The organism is Streptomyces sp. NPDC093546 (assembly GCF_044765045.1).
Taxonomy (GTDB): domain Bacteria; phylum Actinomycetota; class Actinomycetes; order Streptomycetales; family Streptomycetaceae; genus Streptomyces.
Genome location: NZ_JBIWJG010000014.1, coordinates 42,415 through 59,552 on the forward strand (window position 1 = coordinate 42,415; position 17,138 = coordinate 59,552).

The following is a 17,138-nucleotide window of genomic DNA, read 5'->3' on the forward strand; positions in this document are numbered from 1 at the left end:
CGTGCACATCGTCATCATGGGCTGCGGGCGCGTGGGAGCCGCACTCGCGCAGACCCTGGAGCAACAGGGGCACACGGTCGCCGTCGTCGACCAGGACCCCACGGCGTTCCGGCGCCTGGGCTCGGGCTTCGGCGGGCGGCGCGTCACGGGGGTCGGCTTCGACCAGGACACGCTGCGTGAGGCGGGCATCGAGGAGGCCGGGGCGTTCGCCGCGGTGAGCAGCGGTGACAATTCCAACATCATCGCGGCGCGGGTCGCGCGCGAGATGTTCGGCATCGAGAACGTCGCGGCGCGGATCTACGACCCGCGGCGTGCCGAGGTGTACCAGCGCCTCGGCATCCCGACGGTCGCCACCGTGCGCTGGACCGCCGACCAGATGCTGCGGCGGCTGCTGCCGTCCGGCGCGGAGCCGCTGTGGCGGGATCCGAGCGGCGGGGTGCAGCTCGCGGAGGTGCACACGTCGGCGGCGTGGATCGGGCACAAGATCAGCAGGCTGCAGGAGGAGACGGGCGTCCGCGTCGCGTTCCTCACCCGGCTCGGCGAGGCGGTCCTGCCGACGTCGCAGACGGTGCTGCAGGAGGGCGACCTCGTCCACGTGATGATGCGTACGGACGAGATCGAGAAGGTCGAAGCGGCGTTCGCCGCCGGCCCCGAGGAGGACGGTCACTGATGCGCGTCGCTATCGCGGGCGCCGGCGCGGTGGGCCGTTCCATCGCCGGCGAGCTGCTGGAGAACGGGCACGAGATCCTGCTCATCGACAAGGCGCCGACCGCGATCTCGGTGGAGCGGGTGCCGCAGGCGGAGTGGCTGCTGGCCGACGCCTGCGAGATCACCTCGCTGGACGAGGCGGCGCTGCAGCGGTGCAACGTCGTCATCGCGGCGACGGGCGACGACAAGGTGAACCTCGTCGTCTCGCTGCTGGCCAAGACCGAGTACGGGGTGCCGCGCGTGGTCGCGCGGGTCAACAACCCGAAGAACGAGTGGCTCTTCAACGAGGCGTGGGGCGTCGACGTCGCCGTCTCCACGCCGCGCCTGATGTCGGCGCTGGTGGAGGAGGCGGTGAGCGTCGGCGACCTCGTCCGGCTGCTGCGCTTCAGCCACGGCGACGCGAACCTCGTCGAGCTGACGCTGCCGCCGGAGTCGGCGATCGCCGGTACGCAGGTGGGCGATGTGGCGTGGCCGCAGGACACCTCGCTGGTGACGATCATCCGCGGCTCGCGCGTCCTGACGCCGAGCCCGGAGGAGACGCTGGAGGCGGGCGACGAACTGCTCTTCGTCGCGGCCCAGGCGCGCGAGGAGCAGCTGGAGGACCTGCTGTCGGTCCGCCAGGGCCAGGACACGACGGGCTGAGCCCGGGGCGCCGCGCCGCGCGGCGCAGACGAAGGGCCCCGGCGTACCGCTCGCGCGGTACGCCGGGGCCCTTCGGCGCGCGCGGTCGCGAGGACCTCGCCGTCAGACCTCGTTGTGCTGGGCCGCCGCCTTGCGGGCCTTCTCCGCGGCCTCTTCCGCCTCCATCTCCGCGAAGACGTCGATCGGCGGCGGCGCCTTCTTCAGGAAGACCCACGTCAGGTACACCGCCAGCAGGAACGGCGGGATCTTCAGGGCGACGAGGACCCAGCCGAGCTGCGTGGTGTCGGCCCACCAGTACAGCGGGAAGAGGATCGCGCACTTGGCGAGGAGGATCAGGCCCCAGGCCCAGCTGGCCTTGGCGTACGCCTTCTTCCGGCCGGGGTTGCGGGTCCGCCAGGAGAGGTTCTCCTTGAAGACCGGGCCCAGGACCAGGCCGATCAGCGGGACGCCCGCCAGCGTGGTGATGATGTAGGCGAGGCCGAGGCCCAGCGTGTACAGCATGCCCGGCAGGTAGAAGTCCTTCGCGTTGCCGGTCATCATCGCGAAGATCACGCCGAAGGCGACGCCGAAGACACCGCTGAACGCGTGCTTGACCGTGTCCCGGCGTACCAGCCGTACGGCCACCAGCAGCAGGGAGACCCCGAGCGCCGCGAGCGCGGACAGGTGGAGGTCCTTGTTGATGGTGTAGATCGTGACGAAGAGCAGGCCGGGGAGGACGGTCTCCACCATGCCCCGTACGCCGCCGAAGGCGTCGAACAGGGCGGCTTCGGTCACGGCTTTGTTGTCGTCGGGGGTCGGCGTGTCGGGAGACGTCACCGGCTACTCCTGTCCGAGCGGTCGGAGCTCGTATTTGGGGTTGAAGAGGACCCGGCGGCCGTGGCTCATGGAGACCCGGCCGGAGGCGATGAGCCTGCGTCCGGGCTCTATGCCCACGATGGAGCGCCGGCCCAGCCACACCACGTCCAGCGGGGCGGTCCCGTCGAAGAGCTCGGCCTCCAGCGCGGGTACGCCGGCCCGCGGGCGCAGGGTGACCGTCCGCAAGGTACCAGTCACCGTGACGATCTGCCGGTCGGAGCAAGCCGAAATGGGCGTGCACCCGGACGCCTGGGCGTCCTCCTGCAGCTCCTCGGATTCCAGGTCGCCCTGGGAGCTGGACAGCCGGTCGAGCATGCGGCGGAACCGGCCGGCCGGCTTGTCTGTACGCGGTGCAGCACTCATACAGAAAGCGTACCTAGGGCTCTCAGCGGTAGCCCATGCCCCGTTCGTGGTGTAGGGGGCGCGGGGAGGGACCCCACTGGCCTCGGCCGTGCCCAACCCCGCGCCCCGTCAGGCCCACGCCCCGTCGGGCGATACCCCGGTCGGCTCAGCGGACCTCGGTGATCTCCGGGCCCCGCTGGAGCTGGCCCATGCCGCCCGAGAAGCGCGAGGACTCCTGGTCCTCCTGCTGGACGCCCTCGGGCACCATCTGCGCGTCGTTCGGCAGCTTCAGGACGATCGGGTCGCGCGGCGCCATCGGGCCCTCGCCCCGGACGACCACGGTGTCGCGGAAGATCTGCTCCAGCAGCCCGGCGGTCTGCGGCTGCACCGCGCCCTGGCCGGAGATCACGCCGCGCAGGAACCAGCGCGGCCCGTCCACACCGACGAAGCGCACCAGCTGCACGCCGCCGGTGCCGTCGGGCAGCTGCACCGGGACCTGGGCGCGCAGCTCCCAGCCCAGCGGGCCCTCGACCTCGTCGATGACGCCGCCCTGCTGGGTGATGCCGGAGGCGATCTCCTCGCGGACCTCGCCCCAGATGCCTTCCTTCTTCGGCGCCGCGAACGCCTGCAGCTGGATGGCGCTGTCGCGCAGCACCACCGTCGCGGCGACGATCGCGTCGCCCGCGACCTCCACGCGCAGTTCCATGCCCTCGACTCCGGGCACGAACATGCCGCCCAGGTCCACGCGGCCCTCGTCGGGCCGGGAGACCTCGGAGATGTCCCAGGGCCCGTCGGGCCGGGGCGCCGGCGGAAGGTTCACGCGGCGCGGCTCGTCCTGCGCCGCGTCGTCGGTGTCGACCTCGTCGACGACCTGCTCGGCCTCGCGCGCCACGTCCGCTGCGTCCTCAGCGGCCCTGCTCTTCTTGCGACGTCCGAACACGTCACTGTCCTTCCCGGTCGGATACGACCGAAGCGTATCGATTCCCACCCGTCCAGCCCTCCACGGCGGCATGACCGCCGGTGGACCCGAAGCCCCCCTCGGCCCGCGCCGAGCCGGGAAGCTCCGCCACCTCGTGGAAGCGGACCCTCTCGACTTGCTGAACGACCAGTTGGGCGATCCGGTCGAACCGTTCGAACCGCACGCTCTCGCGCGGGTCCAGGTTGACCACGATCACCTTGATCTCCCCACGGTACCCGGCATCCACCGTGCCCGGGGCATTCACGAGAGCCACTCCGCAGCGGGCGGCGAGCCCGGAGCGGGGGTGCACGAAGGCCGCGTACCCGTCGGGCAGGGCGATGGACACCCCCGTGGGCAGAATCGCGCGCTCGCCGGGCGCCAGTTCGGCGGCCTCGGTGGTGACGAGATCGGCGCCCGCGTCGCCCGGGTGCCCGTACGACGGAATCGGCACCTCCGGGTCCACGCGGCGGATCAGTACGTCGACGGGGTTACGGCTCTGGGACATCAGGGGTTCACCTCGAAGGCGCGGGCGCGCCGGACCTGGTCGGGGTCGGCCATGGCGGCCCGGATCTCCTCCGGGCGGCCGTTGTCGATGAAGTGATCGACCTTGACCTCGATGAAAAGGGCGTCGGCGCGGACGGCGACGGGCCCCTCGGGCCCGCCGATCCGCCCGGTCGCCCGACAGTAGATCTTGCGGCCGTGGACGGCGGTGACCTCGGCCTCCAGGTGCAGCACGGTGCCGACGGGCACCGGGCGCACGAAGTCGGTCTCCAGCCGGCCGGTCACGGCGATGACCCGCAGCAGCCAGCTCAGCGAGCCGAGCGTCTCGTCGAGCGCGGTGGCGAGCACGCCGCCGTGCGCCAGCCCGGGTGCGCCCTGGTGGTCGGTGGTCACCGTGAACTCGGCGGTGACGCTCACGCCCTCGCCGGCCCGCGCGGCCAGGTGCAGCCCGTGCGGCTGGGCGCCGCCGCAGCCGAAGCAGTGCTCGTAATGGGCACCGAGGAGCTCGCCGGGGGCGGGTGCCTCGGGGTGCCGTACCGGCGGTATGGCCTCGGCGGGAGGCGTCAGTGCAGTGGTCACAGCCGCAGACCTTACCCGCGCGGCCGCCCCGGGGGCGCACCGTGCCAAGCTTGGGTGTATGCAGCCTTCCGCACCGGCTTCCGCCTCCCCTGCCGCCCCTGCCGTACCGCTGTACGACGAACGTCTCACCGCCCCGCGCTCCTGGTGGCTGATCGCCGCCCTCATCGGGCTGTCGGGCGCGCTGATCGCGCTGCCGCTGGGCACGCTGCCGATGCTCGGCGGCCTGATCCTCGCGGGTGCGGCGGCGGCGATCGGCGTCAGCGCGTACGGCTCCGTCCGCGTCCGCGTGGTGGCGGGCTCGCTGGTCGCGGGGGACGCGCGGATCCCGGTGTCGGCGCTGGGTGAGCCGGAGGTGCTGGACGCCGAGGGGGCGCGCGCCTGGCGGACGTACAAGGCGGATCCGCGCGCGTTCATGGTGATGCGCGGGTACGTGGCGGAGGCGGTACGGGTGGAGGTGACGGATCCGGCGGACCCGACGCCGTACGTGTACGTCTCCAGCCGGGACCCGGAGGCCCTCGCGGCGGCGCTGACCGCGGCCCGTACGGCCTAGACGCCGTACGCCGCCTAGAAACCCAGCTCCTTGGGGTTCTCCGGCTGCTCCAGCGGGGGGAGCTCGGGGAGGGCGTCCCAGGGCACCTGTCGGGTGCGCAGGTCCTTGCGGATCTGCTCGGCGAGGTTCTTGGTGTCGCGCCGGTTCATCATGGCGCCGACGGCGGCGCCGACCATGAACGGCATCAGGTTGGGCAGGTTGCGCACCATGCGCTTGGTGATCCGCTGGCGCAGCTCGCGCTTCATCCGGCCGCCGAGGGCGGCGTTGATGGTGGTGGGCCTGGTGACGTCGATGCCGCGCTCCTCCGTCCAGGAGGTCAGGTAGGCGGTGGCGCGCTCCCTGAGGTTGCCCGGGGGGCGCTGGCCGTAGACCTCGTGGAGCTCGGCGATGAGCTTGAGCTCGATCGCGGCGACGCCGGTGATCTCCGCGGCCAGCTCGGCCGGCATCGCGGGCGGCACGGGGAGCATGGCGGCCGCGCCGACGCCGGCGCCCACCGTGGAGGTGGCGTTGGCCGCGCCCGCGATCAGCTTGTCGGCGATCTGCTCGGGGCCGAGGCCCGGGAACTGTCTGCGCAGGGTGGCGAGGTCGCGGACGGGGACGCGCGGGGCGTTCTCGATGAGCCGGTCGGCGAGGTGCGAGAGACCGGCGCGTGCGCCGTCGCGGCCCTTGCGTACGCCGCGCCGGACGGCTGCGACGGCTTCGAGGCGCCGTCGGGCCTTGGTGGGGTGCTGCTGTGCCGGTAGGCCGCGTCCCGTGGGTCCGGCCTCGGCGGCTGCTTCGAGCGAGGCCGAAGGGCCTCGCTCGTCGTCACGCGCGCCGGGGGAGGGCAGGAGGGCGGAGTGCTCGGCGGGCGCGTCCTGCGCGCCTGGTGCCGTGCCTGTGCCGCCCTGGTACGCCTCCGGCTTCCGGTGGAGGTGGAGCCGGAAGCGTCGCTTCCGAGACGGGGTGTCGCCTGCCACGGCCGACCGGACCTCAGTCGCAGTCTCGGCAGATCGGCTGGCCGTTCTTCTCTCGGGCCAGCTGGCTGCGGTGATGGACCAGGAAGCAGCTCATGCAGGTGAACTCGTCAGCCTGCTTGGGCAGCACCCTGACGGCCAGTTCCTCGTTCGAGAGGTCGGCGCCCGGGAGCTCCAGGCCTTCGGCGGCCTCGAACTCGTCGACGTCGACCGTCGAGGTGGACTTGTCGTTCCGGCGGGCCTTCAGTTCTTCAAGGCTGTCCGAGTCGACGTCGTCGTCGGTCTTGCGTGGGGTGTCGTAATCCGTTGCCATGTCGCTCTCCCCCTCTGGGTGTTTGCGGTGTCTCCAGCGCACGTAACGCGTGGGAGGCCGGTCTTGTGCCCGACCTGAGGCGGAGATTTTGCCTCACATCAAGGTCTGTTACTCAATCGACACCCAACCTGACCCCTCTGGAGTGATCGGGTTTGGGTGGCGAAGCGGACCGTACACGGTCCCGGAGTCACGCCCTGCGGGCGCCACCCCGTGTACTTCCCGTGATCCAGGGCCCTGGAAACCCGGACTTTTCCTGGTTTTCCGGGGAATTCTTGATCACGGAGAGTAGATGGCCGGAATTACTCCTTTGTGATCGATCACACACGGTCAACGCGGGAACGGGTCCCGAAAATTCCGCGCAAAGCGAACACAGTCGCGACCACGGCCACGCGCCGCCCTCCCCTGGTCAGAGGGGAAGGGTGACACGCATCACCAGGCCGCCGCCCTCGCGGGGCTCCGCGATGATACGGCCTCCGTGGGCCCGCGCGACGGACCGGGCGATCGAGAGCCCGAGCCCGACACCCTTGTCACTGCCGGTGCGCTCCTGCCGCAGCCGCCGGAAGGGCTCGAAGAGATTGTCGATCTCGTACGCGGGTACCACCGGCCCCGTGTTCGACACCACCAGCACGGCCTGGCCGGCCTGCGTCTCGGTGGTGACCTCGACCCAGCCCTCCTCCGGCACGTTGTACCGCACGGCGTTCTGCACCAGGTTCAGCGCGATCCGCTCCAGCAGCACGCCGTTGCCCTGGACGACGGCCGGTGCCCGCTCGCCGCGGATCTCCACGCCCTTCGCCTCGGCCTCGCCGTGCACCTGGTCGATGGCGCGCGAAGCCACCTCCGCCAGGTCCACGGGCTTGCGCTCGACGATCTCGTTGTCGCTGCGGGCGAGCAGCAGCAGGCCCTCCACGAGCTGCTCGCTGCGCTCGTTGGTCGCCAGCAGCGTCTTGCCCAGCTGCTGGAGCTCCACCGGCGCCGTGGGGTCCGAGAGGTGGACCTCCAGCAGGGTGCGGTTGATCGCCAGCGGCGTGCGCAGCTCGTGCGACGCGTTGGCGACGAACCGCTGCTGCGCGGTGAAGGCCCGCTCCAGCCGGTCGAGCATGTCGTCGAAGGTGTCCGCGAGCTCCTTCAGCTCGTCGTCGGGGCCGTCCAGCTCGATGCGGCGGCTCAGGTCCGTACCGGCCACGTTGCGGGCGGTACGGGTGATCTTGCCGAGCGGGGACAGCACGCGGCCCGCCATCGCGTAACCGAACGCGAAGGCGATGACGCTCAGGCCCAGCAGCGCGAAGAGCGAGCGGCGCAGCAGGTCGTCCAGGGCGTGCTGGCGCTGCGCGTTGACGCAGGCGTTCATCGCGCGGTTGGCCTCGTCGGCGGTCGGCGCGTAAGGGAACTCGCAGATCTCGCTCTGCAGCCGGCCCTCGACGATCCGGAACGGCAGCTCGCTGCCGATGTGGAGCGCCTGCGCGGCCAGCAGGTAGATGATCGACAGCAGCAGGATGCCGGCGATCAGGAACATGCCGCCGTACAGCAGCGTGAGCCGTATCCGGATGGTGGGCCGCAGCCAGGGGCGGACCGGTTCCCTGGGGTCCCAGGTCGGCTTCGGGGGCGCCTGAGGAGGCACCGGAGTCGTGGCCACGGGTCAGATCCGGTAACCGGAGCCCGGCACGGTGACGATCACCGGCGGCTCGCCGAGCTTGCGGCGCAAGGTCATGACGGTGACGCGGACGACGTTGGTGAACGGGTCCGTGTTCTCGTCCCAGGCCTTCTCCAGCAGCTGCTCGGCCGACACCACCGCGCCCTCGCTGCGCATCAGCACCTCCAGCACCGCGAACTCCTTCGGCGCCAGCTGGACCTCCCGGCCGTCGCGGAAGACCTCGCGGCGGTTCGGGTCCAGCTTGATGCCGGCCCGCTCCAGGACCGGCGGCAGCGGCACCGTCGTCCGCCGCCCGAGGGCCCGTACGCGCGCGATCAGCTCACTGAAGGCGAAGGGCTTCGGCAGGTAGTCGTCGGCGCCGATCTCCAGGCCCTCCACGCGGTCGCTGACGTCACCGGAGGCGGTGAGCATCAGGACACGGGTGGCCATGCCCAGGTCCACGATCTTGCGGCAGACGTCGTCGCCGTGGACGAGCGGCAGGTCGCGGTCGAGGACGACCACGTCGTAGTCGTTGACCCCGATACGCTCCAGGGCGGCCGCCCCGTCGTACACGACGTCGACGGCCATGGCCTCCCGGCGCAGTCCGGTGGCCACCGCATCGGCGAGCAGCTGCTCGTCCTCGACGACGAGTACGCGCACGTCGCTGTTCCTTCCTCCGAGCCCGGATCCGGGCGAATGAGCAGATGACTGTGGGTATCCATCCTGCCCCTTACGCGCGTAAACCGGCTGTAAGACGGCGTGCGGGCGGCCCGGGACGGGGGCCGCGGCACGGAGTCGGCACCGGGAATTCACCGGATTCACGAATGACTTGAGGTTTCTGTGAGGTAGCTCTGGGGGAGGACGACTGCACACCCGAGATCACGCCGTGTCTGTGGCACGCCACGAACCGCTCTGTCCCCCAGAGGTGCCGTGCGTGATCGAGAACCCGATCGACCAACCCTCGGCACACCCCCGTGCCACCGACCCATGACGAGGGGGCGCACGATGGACGCTTTCACCGCAGGACTGCTGCAGCGCATAAGGGCCACGGAGACCCACCTCACGCAGGCGCGCGAAACGGGCGACGACTTCCTGGCGGATGTCGAGCAGGAGGAGCTCGACGACCTGCGCCGAATCGCCGCCGAACACGGCGTGGAGATCGGCACCCCGCAGATCGCCTGAGGTACACACGCGAAGGCCCCGATGCCCGGGTATGGCATCGGGGCCTTCGCGTGCGTACGGCCGCCTGGGCCGGCGCCTCAGTCGTGCCAGGCGCCGAACTCCTCCAGGAGGGCCTGGAGGGGCTCGAAGACGCCCGGGGAGGCCGCGACCGTCAGGTCTCCGGAGGGCGGGGTGCCCGGGCGGCCGCCGGTGAGGGCGCCGGCCTCGCGGGCGATCAGGTCGCCGGCCGCGAGGTCCCAGGGCCGCAGCCCGCGCTCGTAGTAGCCGTCCAGGCGGCCGGCCGCCACGTCCGCGAGGTCGATCGCCGCCGAGCCGCCGCGGCGGATGTCGCGCAGCCGCGGGATGAGGCGCTGCGCCACGTCCGCCTGGTGGGCGCGGACGGCGGCCACGTAGTTGAAGCCGGTCGAGACGAGGGCCTGGTCCAGCGGCGGGGCCGGGCGGCAGCGGATGGGCCGGCCGTTCAGGAACGCGCCGCCGCCCAGGACCGCGTGGAAGGTCTCGTCGCGCATGGGGGCCACCACGACCCCGACGAGGGTCTCGCCGCCCCGCTCGGCGGCGATGGAGACGGCCCAGGTGGGCAGGCCGTACAGGTAGTTCACCGTGCCGTCCAGGGGGTCGACGACCCACCGGACGCCGCTCGTGCCCTCCGTGGCGGCGCCCTCCTCCCCGAGGAGGCCGTCGTCGGGGCGGTGCTCGGCGAGGAAGCCGGTGATCAGCTTCTCGGCGGCGATGTCCATCTCGGTCACCACGTCGATGGGGCTCGACTTGGTGGCCTGCACCCCGAGGTCGGCCGGGCGGCCGTCGCGCAGCAGCGCACCGGCCCGGCGCCCGGCCTCCAGCGCCAGGTCCAGCAGCTCGGTCGGGAGCGGGTCACGCGGGTCGGTCACGGCGTCTCCTTACGCGTACGGGCTGTCGGCGCCCGCCGCCGCGGGCCGCTCGGCGCGGGCCGGGCAGCAGCCGACGGGGCACAGGTCGTGCGAGGGGCCCAGTGCCCCGAGCGCGCACCGCTCCACCACTGTGCCCCGCTCGGTCGCCGCGCGCTCGAGGACGAGGTCGCGGACGGCGGCGGCGAAGCGCGGGTCGGCGCCCACGGTGGCCGACCGGCGCACCGGGAGCCCCAGCTCGGCGGCCTTGGCGGTGGCCTCGGTGTCGAGGTCGTACAGGACCTCCATGTGGTCCGAGACGAAGCCGATGGGGACCATCACGACCGCCGGGGCCCCGGCGCCGTGGAGCTCCTCCAGGTGGTCGCAGATGTCGGGCTCCAGCCACGGGATGTGCGGCGCGCCGCTGCGGGACTGGTAGACGAGCTGCCAGGGGTGCTCGACGCCCGTCTCCTCCCGTACGGCGTCGACGACGAGGCGTGCGACGTCCAGGTGCTCCTTGACGTACGCCCCGCCGTCGCCGTGCTCCTCCACCGGGCCGGAGGCGTCGGCTGCGGAGACCGGGATGGAGTGCGTGGTGAAGGCGAGGTGGGCGCCCGCGCGGACGGACTCGTCCAGCTCGGAGAGCGACGCGAGGACGCCGTCGACCATGGGCCGGACGAAACCGGGGTGGTTGAAGTAGTGCCGCAGCTTGTCGATCCGGGGCAGCGGCAGGCCCTCCGCCTCCAGGGCGGCGAGCGCGTCCGCGAGGTTCTCCCGGTACTGGCGGCAGCCGGAGTAGGAGGCGTAGGCGCTGGTGGCGAGGACGGCGATGCGGCGGCGGCCGTCGGCGACCATCTCGCGCAGCGTGTCCGTGAGGTACGGCGCCCAGTTGCGGTTGCCCCAGTAGACCGGCAGGTCGAGGCCCGCGTCCGCGAAGTCCTTGCGCAGCGCGGCCAGCAGGGCGCGGTTCTGGTCGTTGATCGGGCTGACGCCGCCGAAGAGGAAGTAGTGCTGCCCCACCTCCTTGAGCCGTTCCTTGGGAATGCCCCGGCCCCGGGTCACGTTCTCGAGGAACGGCACCACGTCGTCGGGGCCCTCGGGCCCGCCGAAGGAGAGCAGCAGCAGGGCGTCGTACGGAGCTGGATCGCGCTGATCGGACATGGCGTCGATCCTGCCACCCGGGTCTGACAGCCGGAAAACCGCCGTGCGCGCTCACCCATTCGGACGTAACCTGTCAAGGCTGCCCAGACGCCTTACGCCGCTTCACGCCACACGCGCGCCGCGCCCCTACGCCTGACCGCCTTACCGGCCGGAGTACCCCTTGCCCAGTCCCTACCGCGCGATCTTCTCCGCCCCCGGAACCGTGGGCTTCTCCGCCGCCGGCTTCATAGGTCGGATGCCGCTGGCCATGATGGGCATCGGCATCGTCACGATGATCTCCCAGCTCACCGGCCGCTACGGCCTGGCCGGCGCGCTCTCGGCGACGCTCGCCGTCTCCGCCGCCGTGCTCGGCCCCCAGGTCTCCCGCCTCGTCGACCGGTACGGTCAGCGCCGCGTGCTGCGCCCGGCCACCCTGATCACGGTCACGGCCGTGGCGGGGCTGCTGATCTGCGCGCAGCAGGGCCTGCCGGAGTGGACGCTGTTCGTCTTCTCGGCCGCCGCGGGCAGCGTACCGAGCATCGGTGCGATGACCCGGGCCCGCTGGGCGACCATCTACCGGGGCTCGGCGCGCGAGCTGCACACCGCGTACTCCTTCGAGTCGATCATCGACGAGGTGTGCTTCATCTTCGGTCCCATCGTGTCGATCGGGCTGTCGACCATCTGGTTCCCGGAGGCGGGCCCGCTGCTGGCGGCGGTCTTCCTGGCGGTCGGTGTGTGGTGGCTGACCGCCCAGCGCGGCACCGAGCCGAAGCCCCATCCGATCGAGCAGCACACCGGCGGCTCGGCGCTGCGCTCCCCCGGCCTCCAGGTGCTGGTGACCGCGTTCGTCGCCACCGGCACGATCTTCGGCGCCGTGGACGTGGTGACGGTGGCGTTCGCCGAGGAGGAGGGCCACAAGGCCGCGGCCAGCCTGGTGCTGGCGGTGTACGCGCTGGGCTCGTGCGTGGCGGGGGCGGTCTTCGGCCTGCTGCACCTCAAGGGGGAGCCGTCCCGCAGGTGGCTTCTGGGTGTCTGTGCGATGGCCGTGAGTATGATCCCCCTCCAACTGGCCGGGAATCTGCCGATCCTGGCCGTGGCGCTCTTTGTCGCGGGCCTTGCCATCGCGCCGACGATGGTAACGACCATGGCCCTCGTCGAGGCCCACGTACCGCGCAGCAAGCTGACCGAGGGCATGTCCTGGACGGGTACCGGGCTCGCGGTCGGCGTGGCGCTCGGCTCCTCGGCCGCCGGCTGGGTGGTCGACGCGCACGGGGCGGCCGCGGGGTACACGGTCCCCGGCATCGCCGGAGTGCTCGCGGCCGCGGTGGCGTTCCTGGGATACCGCCGGCTGCGCAGGCCGGTGCCGACGCGGGAGGGGCAGGGGCAGCGTGAGCAGCGCGAGCAGGACCCGGAACAGCCGGAGCAGCACCACGTGGCGTAACTGGGCGGGGAACGTCACCGCGAGGCCCGTACGGGAGGCCCGTCCGGCCTCGGTGGCGGAGCTGGCGGCGACGGTAAGCAGGGCGGCCGAGGACGGACTGCGCGTCAAGACGGTCGGTACGGGTCACTCCTTCACGGCCATCGCCGCCACCGACGGGGTGCTGATCCGGCCGGACCTGCTGACCGGGATCCGCCGCATCGACCGCCGCGAGATGACGGTCACGGTGGAATCCGGTACTCCGCTGAAGCGGCTGAACGCGGCCCTGGCCCGGGAGGGCCTCTCGCTCACGAACATGGGCGACATCATGGAGCAGACGGTCGCGGGCGCGACCAGCACCGGGACGCACGGCACGGGCCGGGACTCGGCGTCGATCGCCGCGCAGATCAGGGAGCTGGAGCTGGTCACGGCCGACGGGCGGGTGCTGACCTGTTCCGAGAAGGAGAACCCGGAGGTCTTCGCGGCCGCCCGGATCGGGCTCGGCGCCCTGGGGGTGGTCTCGGCCCTCACCCTCGCCGTGGAGCCGCTCTTCCTGCTCACCGCCCGCGAGGAGCCGATGGCCTTCGACAAGGTCACCGCGGAGTTCGACGCGCTGCACGCGGAGAACGAGCACTTCGAGTTCTACTGGTTCCCGCACACCGGGAACTGCACCACCAAGCGCAACAACCGCAGCGCGGGCCCGGCGGCGCCGCCCGGGCGGGTCAGCGCCTGGATCGAGGACGAGTTCCTCTCCAACGGGCTCTTCCAGGTGGTCAACTCGGTGGGCCGCGCCGTGCCGGCCACCATCCCCGCGATCGCCAGGATCTCCAGCCGCGCGCTGTCCTCGCGTACGTACACGGACATCCCGTACAAGGTCTTCACCAGCCCGCGCCGGGTGCGGTTCGTGGAGATGGAGTACGCGATCCCGAGGGAGGCGGCGGTCGACGCGCTGCGCGAGCTGAAGGCGATGGTGGACCGCTCGCCCCTGCGCGTCAGCTTCCCCGTGGAGGTGCGGACGGCCCCGGCGGACGACATCGCGCTGTCGACGGCGTCGGGCCGGGAGACCGCGTACATCGCCGTGCACATGTACAAGGGCAGCCCGTACCGGGCGTACTTCACCGCGGCGGAGCGGATCATGACGGCGCACGGCGGCCGGCCGCACTGGGGCAAGGTGCACACGCGGGACGCGGCGTACCTGGCGGAGGTCTATCCGCGGTTCGGCGAGTTCACGGCGCTCCGGGACCGGCTGGACCCGGACCGTCTGTTCGGCAACGACTACCTGCGGCGGGTGCTGGGCGGCTGACGCCTCACTCGGCCGTCGCGCCGTCGTCGTCGGGCGTCGGGGGCGTGGGGCTCGGTGTCGGATGCGTCGGTGTGGGGGTGGGCGTCGGGGGCGAGGGCCGGGTCGGGGAGGGTGTCGGGGTCGGGGGCGGGGTCGGCGAGGTGGTGTCCGGGTCGGGCGTCGGGGGCGGAGTCGGTGCCGGATCCGTGTGCGCGCCCGGATCCCGGTCGGGGCTCGGCGCCTGCTGCCGGTACGGGTCCTCGTGGGGGGTGACCGGCCGGGACCGCTCGGAGCCCCCGCCGCGTACGACGGAGCCGATGGTGGTCCCCCCGCCGCCGCTGAAGTCCTGGCCGGATATCAGCTCGTACGCAGTGATGCCGGCCATCGCCAGGACGAAGACGAGCGCCGCCGCGATCACCGAGCGCCTTCGGCCGCGTACGAGCGTCCGGGCGCGGTACGTCGTCGCACCGCCGAACTCGCCGTGCGCGGGGCCCGGCTCGGCGGACGCCGTGGAGCGCGGGCGCCGCACGGCCCGCACCCGCTCGCCCGCCGCCGTGAGGAGGTGCTGGAAGACCGGACCGCCACAGGTGGCGATGACACTGATGACGCCGGCGCCGAGGACCGTGCCGTACACGCCCAGCTTGGCGGCGAGTTTGGCCGCGACGACCGCGGCGGCCGCGCTGCCCGCCACTTGGGTGACGGTGAGGTCGAGCCGCCTCTTCTTCCCTTCTCTCTCTTTTGTCCGTGTCGCCAGCTTGTGTTCCATTTCGTCCCCTTGCCCACCGGTCTGTTGATGCATGCAGCGAGAAGGGACTTTTGGGCGAAGCGAATAGTTCCGTTTCTGCCGATTCCGTGAAGGATGCCACTCGGGAGGAATACCTCCGGGTGCCCAACTGCCATACCGCGGGACAAGTTCGACGGCGCGCCGGTCCACCCCGCTGGCCCGAATGGAGTACTGTGGCGAACCCTGGGCCCCGGTCCTCCAATGGGTGTCCGGGACCAACGGGAGGGGGCCACATGGCACTCGATCCGGCGGCGCCGCGGCACCGCACGGACGCCTGCCGCACAGCGCGACCGCCACGGTCACGCTCCGTCGCGAACAGGTAACCGTGCCATAACGGCGTTCCAGGGCCCATGCCCGACACGCCGGGCAACTCGGCAAGGTTGTGGCAGGCTGCACCCGGGCAGGCCACACTCGACTAGCGGAAGCAGCGACGCAGGTGACGTCGGCAGGCACCACCCGGGAGGTCCCCATGCCCGAACTGCGTGTCGTGGCCGTCTCCAACGACGGCACACGACTGGTGCTGAAGGCTGCCGACAACACGGAGTACACGCTCCCGATCGACGAACGGCTGCGCGCCGCCGTACGCAACGACCGCGCCCGGCTCGGCCAGATCGAGATCGAGGTGGAGAGCCACCTCCGCCCCCGCGACATCCAGGCGCGCATACGTGCCGGTGCCTCCGCCGAGGAGGTCGCCCAGCTCGCGGGCATCCCCGTCGAGCGGGTACGCCGCTTCGAGGGCCCCGTGCTCGCGGAGCGCGCCTTCATGGCCGAGCGGGCCCGCAAGACCCCCGTGCGCCGGCCCGGCGAGAACACCGGCCCCCAGCTCGGCGAGGCCGTGCAGGAGCGGCTGCTGCTGCGCGGCGCCGACAAGGACACCGTGGTGTGGGACTCCTGGCGCCGGGACGACGGCACCTGGGAAGTCCTGCTCGTCTACCGCGTCGCGGGCGAGGTGCACTCGGCCAGCTGGACGTACGACCCGCCCAGGCGGCTCGTCCAGGCCGTGGACGACGAGGCGCGGTCCCTGATCGGCGAGACCGACGACGCGGTGGCGGTGCCGGAGCCGAGTTTCCCGTTCGTCCCCCGGATCGCACGGCTGCCGCGCGACCGGCCGCTGGACCGTACGCCGGTGCCGCCGCCGGTCCCGGAGGCCGAGGAGGAGCCCGAGCGCGACTCGCTGACCAGCCTGCTGGAGGCGGTGCCGAGCTTCCGGGGCGACATGGTCGTCCCGGAGCGCGCGGGCGCCACGGAGCTGTCCGCGGCCGATCCCGACCAGGAACCGGACGCCGAGGAACCCCCGGCCCCCGCCGCGTCGGCGGGCGCCGGCTCGGCGTACGCGGACGTGCTGATGCCGCGCGCGGTGAGCGGTCACCGCGACCGCCTGATCGGCACCACGGACCGCCAGGCGGAGGCGGACGGCGTCCGCCCGGGCCGCCGCGCGGCGGTCCCGAGCTGGGACGAGATCGTCTTCGGCACGCGCCGCAAGAAGCAGGAGTAGCCGGAGTAACCGGAGTGACCGCCCGGGCCGAGGCCGGCCCGGGCGGTGCGTCAGCCGCGCTCGGGGCCCTGGGCGACCGGGCGGGCGGGGTCGCTGGACCAGTCGGACCAGGAACCGGCGTAGAGGGCGGCCTCGATGCCGGCGAGCTCCAGCGCCAGGATCTGCTGGGCGGCCGAGACGCCCGAGCCGCAGTAGACGCCGACCCGGGGGGCATCCGTCGCGCCCAGGGTCTTGAAGCGGGCCGCCAGCGCCTCGGCGGGCAGGTAGCGGCCCTCTTCGTCGACGTTCTCCATGGTCGGGGCCGACACCGCGCCCGGGATGTGACCGGCCACCGGATCGATCGGCTCCACGTCTCCCCGGTACCGTTCCGCCGCCCGCGCGTCCAGCAGCAGGCCCGTCCGGGCCAGCGCCGCCGCGCCGTCGGCGTCCAGCAGCGGCAGGGCACCCGGCCGTGGCGTGAAGTCGCCAACGGGGGGCGTGGGCGTCGCAGTCGACAGCTCACCCCGCCACGCCGCGAGACCGCCGTCGAGGACCCGTACGTCCGCGTGCCCCGCCCAGCGCAGCAGCCACCACGCGCGCGCCGCCGCCCAGCCCTGGGCGCCGTCGTACGCGACCACCCGCGAGGACACGGAGACGCCCGCCCGGCGCATCACCGCGCCGAACTCGGCCACGTCCGGCAGCGGGTGCCGGCCCCCGCGGCCGCCGGGGCCGGGCTTGCCCGCGAGCTCCGTCTCCAGGTCGACGTAGACCGCGCCCGGGATGTGCCCCGCCTCGTACAACGGGTGGCCGGGCGGGCCACCGAGCTGGTAGCGGACGTCCAGGAGGACCGGCGGGCGGGGTCCGGCGAGCTCGGTCGCCAGTTCGGTTGCGGAGATGATGGGGTTCATACGTGCCATCCTCGCTCAGCGACGGCCCGCGCGGGGGCCGTCACACCGCGGATG

Annotated in this window: 20 protein-coding genes; 7 read left to right on the plus strand and 13 right to left on the minus strand. The window is 72.4% G+C overall.

What is annotated here, in order from left to right; all coding sequences use genetic code 11:
* Window position 1 precedes the first annotated feature (1 nt).
* Together ACIRNI_RS26190 and ACIRNI_RS26195 are read left to right on the plus strand one after the other, a co-directional pair.
* Window positions 2–670, plus strand: a complete 669-nt coding sequence (locus ACIRNI_RS26190) for a TrkA family potassium uptake protein (protein ID WP_355356886.1) — start codon at window positions 2–4, stop codon at window positions 668–670.
* Complete coding sequence (locus ACIRNI_RS26195) at window positions 670–1,350, plus strand: potassium channel family protein (RefSeq protein ID WP_403554890.1); 681 nt, start codon at window positions 670–672, stop codon at window positions 1,348–1,350. The genes ACIRNI_RS26190 and ACIRNI_RS26195 overlap by 1 nt, the downstream gene beginning before the upstream one ends.
* Window positions 1,351–1,452: 102 nt before the next feature.
* Here ACIRNI_RS26195 and ACIRNI_RS26200 read toward each other — a convergent pair whose 3' ends face one another.
* The 5 genes from ACIRNI_RS26200 to ACIRNI_RS26220 form a co-directional block, all read right to left on the minus strand.
* Entirely contained in the window at window positions 1,453–2,166 is a 714-nt protein-coding gene (locus ACIRNI_RS26200) for a DUF3159 domain-containing protein (protein ID WP_403554892.1), read from the minus strand.
* 3 nt (window positions 2,167–2,169) lie between these two features.
* On the minus strand, window positions 2,170–2,568 hold the full coding sequence (locus tag ACIRNI_RS26205) for an OB-fold nucleic acid binding domain-containing protein (protein ID WP_355356880.1): 399 nt from the start codon (window positions 2,566–2,568) through the stop codon (window positions 2,170–2,172).
* Window positions 2,569–2,713: 145 nt separating this feature from the next.
* Window positions 2,714–3,487 (minus strand): DUF3710 domain-containing protein, encoded by a 774-nt coding sequence (locus ACIRNI_RS26210; RefSeq protein ID WP_403554894.1) that lies wholly within the window; start codon window positions 3,485–3,487, stop codon window positions 2,714–2,716.
* A gap of 1 nt (window position 3,488) precedes the next feature.
* Window positions 3,489–4,010, minus strand: coding sequence for a dUTP diphosphatase (gene dut / locus ACIRNI_RS26215; RefSeq protein ID WP_361427108.1), 522 nt, complete (start codon window positions 4,008–4,010; stop codon window positions 3,489–3,491).
* Window positions 4,010–4,585: a PaaI family thioesterase gene (locus ACIRNI_RS26220; RefSeq protein ID WP_403554896.1), complete on the minus strand. Its 576-nt coding sequence runs from the start codon at window positions 4,583–4,585 to the stop codon at window positions 4,010–4,012. Before ACIRNI_RS26220 ends, dut begins: the two co-directional genes overlap by 1 nt.
* A gap of 58 nt (window positions 4,586–4,643) precedes the next feature.
* Between ACIRNI_RS26220 and ACIRNI_RS26225 the strand changes: the two genes are divergently transcribed.
* A complete protein-coding gene (locus ACIRNI_RS26225) occupies window positions 4,644–5,135 on the plus strand; it encodes a DUF3093 domain-containing protein (protein ID WP_403554898.1) in 492 nt (163 codons plus the stop codon).
* Between the two features lie 14 nt (window positions 5,136–5,149).
* On the opposite strand, the gene ACIRNI_RS26230 is transcribed toward ACIRNI_RS26225, so the two are convergent.
* The 4 genes from ACIRNI_RS26230 to ACIRNI_RS26245 all read right to left on the minus strand — a co-directional run bounded on the left by ACIRNI_RS26230 (window position 5,150) and on the right by ACIRNI_RS26245 (window position 8,694).
* Window positions 5,150–6,094: a hypothetical protein gene (locus ACIRNI_RS26230; protein WP_403554900.1), complete on the minus strand. Its 945-nt coding sequence runs from the start codon at window positions 6,092–6,094 to the stop codon at window positions 5,150–5,152.
* A 13-nt stretch (window positions 6,095–6,107) separates the two neighbouring features.
* Entirely contained in the window at window positions 6,108–6,404 is a 297-nt protein-coding gene (locus ACIRNI_RS26235) for a DUF4193 domain-containing protein (RefSeq protein ID WP_003955561.1), read from the minus strand.
* A 406-nt stretch (window positions 6,405–6,810) separates the two neighbouring features.
* Window positions 6,811–8,037: a sensor histidine kinase gene (locus ACIRNI_RS26240; protein ID WP_403554902.1), complete on the minus strand. Its 1,227-nt coding sequence runs from the start codon at window positions 8,035–8,037 to the stop codon at window positions 6,811–6,813.
* 3 nt (window positions 8,038–8,040) lie between these two features.
* Window positions 8,041–8,694: a response regulator transcription factor gene (locus ACIRNI_RS26245; protein WP_403554904.1), complete on the minus strand. Its 654-nt coding sequence runs from the start codon at window positions 8,692–8,694 to the stop codon at window positions 8,041–8,043.
* Between the two features lie 345 nt (window positions 8,695–9,039).
* On the opposite strand from ACIRNI_RS26245, the gene ACIRNI_RS26250 reads away from it, so the two are divergent.
* Window positions 9,040–9,216: a hypothetical protein gene (locus ACIRNI_RS26250; RefSeq protein ID WP_355356864.1), complete on the plus strand. Its 177-nt coding sequence runs from the start codon at window positions 9,040–9,042 to the stop codon at window positions 9,214–9,216.
* A 77-nt stretch (window positions 9,217–9,293) separates the two neighbouring features.
* On the opposite strand, the gene ACIRNI_RS26255 is transcribed toward ACIRNI_RS26250, so the two are convergent.
* Both ACIRNI_RS26255 and ACIRNI_RS26260 read right to left on the minus strand, forming a co-directional pair.
* Window positions 9,294–10,103, minus strand: a complete 810-nt coding sequence (locus ACIRNI_RS26255) for an inositol monophosphatase family protein (RefSeq protein WP_355356862.1) — start codon at window positions 10,101–10,103, stop codon at window positions 9,294–9,296.
* A gap of 9 nt (window positions 10,104–10,112) precedes the next feature.
* A complete protein-coding gene (locus tag ACIRNI_RS26260; protein WP_403554907.1) occupies window positions 10,113–11,240 on the minus strand; it encodes a ferrochelatase in 1,128 nt (375 codons plus the stop codon).
* 160 nt (window positions 11,241–11,400) lie between these two features.
* Here ACIRNI_RS26260 and ACIRNI_RS26265 point away from each other — a divergent pair, with 160 nt between their 5' ends.
* Both ACIRNI_RS26265 and ACIRNI_RS26270 read left to right on the plus strand, forming a co-directional pair.
* A complete protein-coding gene (locus tag ACIRNI_RS26265; protein WP_403554909.1) occupies window positions 11,401–12,660 on the plus strand; it encodes an MFS transporter in 1,260 nt (419 codons plus the stop codon).
* Window positions 12,608–13,939, plus strand: coding sequence for a D-arabinono-1,4-lactone oxidase (locus ACIRNI_RS26270; RefSeq protein ID WP_403554911.1), 1,332 nt, complete (start codon window positions 12,608–12,610; stop codon window positions 13,937–13,939). Before ACIRNI_RS26265 ends, ACIRNI_RS26270 begins: the two co-directional genes overlap by 53 nt.
* A gap of 4 nt (window positions 13,940–13,943) precedes the next feature.
* On the opposite strand, the gene ACIRNI_RS26275 is transcribed toward ACIRNI_RS26270, so the two are convergent.
* A complete protein-coding gene (locus ACIRNI_RS26275) occupies window positions 13,944–14,684 on the minus strand; it encodes a hypothetical protein (RefSeq protein ID WP_403554913.1) in 741 nt (246 codons plus the stop codon).
* A gap of 454 nt (window positions 14,685–15,138) precedes the next feature.
* Between ACIRNI_RS26275 and sepH the strand changes: the two genes are divergently transcribed.
* Window positions 15,139–16,197 (plus strand): septation protein SepH, encoded by a 1,059-nt coding sequence (gene sepH, locus ACIRNI_RS26280; protein ID WP_403554915.1) that lies wholly within the window; start codon window positions 15,139–15,141, stop codon window positions 16,195–16,197.
* A 50-nt stretch (window positions 16,198–16,247) separates the two neighbouring features.
* On the opposite strand, the gene ACIRNI_RS26285 is transcribed toward sepH, so the two are convergent.
* The gene (locus tag ACIRNI_RS26285) at window positions 16,248–17,084 is read right to left on the minus strand and encodes a sulfurtransferase (protein WP_403554917.1); all 837 of its coding nucleotides are present in this window, start codon (window positions 17,082–17,084) and stop codon (window positions 16,248–16,250) included.
* Window positions 17,085–17,138 lie beyond the last annotated feature (54 nt).

Excerpts from the sequence above, each read along its gene's own strand:
- ACIRNI_RS26205 (WP_355356880.1), bottom strand. The coding sequence starts at position 2,568 with ATGAGTGCTGCACCGCGTACAGACAAGCCGGCCGGCCGGTTCCGCCGC.
- ACIRNI_RS26250 (WP_355356864.1), top strand. The coding sequence starts at position 9,040 with ATGGACGCTTTCACCGCAGGACTGCTGCAGCGCATAAGGGCCACGGAG.
- ACIRNI_RS26195 (WP_403554890.1), top strand. The coding sequence starts at position 670 with ATGCGCGTCGCTATCGCGGGCGCCGGCGCGGTGGGCCGTTCCATCGCC.
- dut (WP_361427108.1), bottom strand. The coding sequence starts at position 4,010 with ATGTCCCAGAGCCGTAACCCCGTCGACGTACTGATCCGCCGCGTGGAC.
- ACIRNI_RS26235 (WP_003955561.1), bottom strand. The coding sequence starts at position 6,404 with ATGGCAACGGATTACGACACCCCACGCAAGACCGACGACGACGTCGAC.
- ACIRNI_RS26260 (WP_403554907.1), bottom strand. The coding sequence starts at position 11,240 with ATGTCCGATCAGCGCGATCCAGCTCCGTACGACGCCCTGCTGCTGCTC.
- ACIRNI_RS26285 (WP_403554917.1), bottom strand. The coding sequence starts at position 17,084 with ATGAACCCCATCATCTCCGCAACCGAACTGGCGACCGAGCTCGCCGGA.
- ACIRNI_RS26225 (WP_403554898.1), top strand. The coding sequence starts at position 4,644 with ATGCAGCCTTCCGCACCGGCTTCCGCCTCCCCTGCCGCCCCTGCCGTA.
- ACIRNI_RS26275 (WP_403554913.1), bottom strand. The coding sequence starts at position 14,684 with ATGGAACACAAGCTGGCGACACGGACAAAAGAGAGAGAAGGGAAGAAG.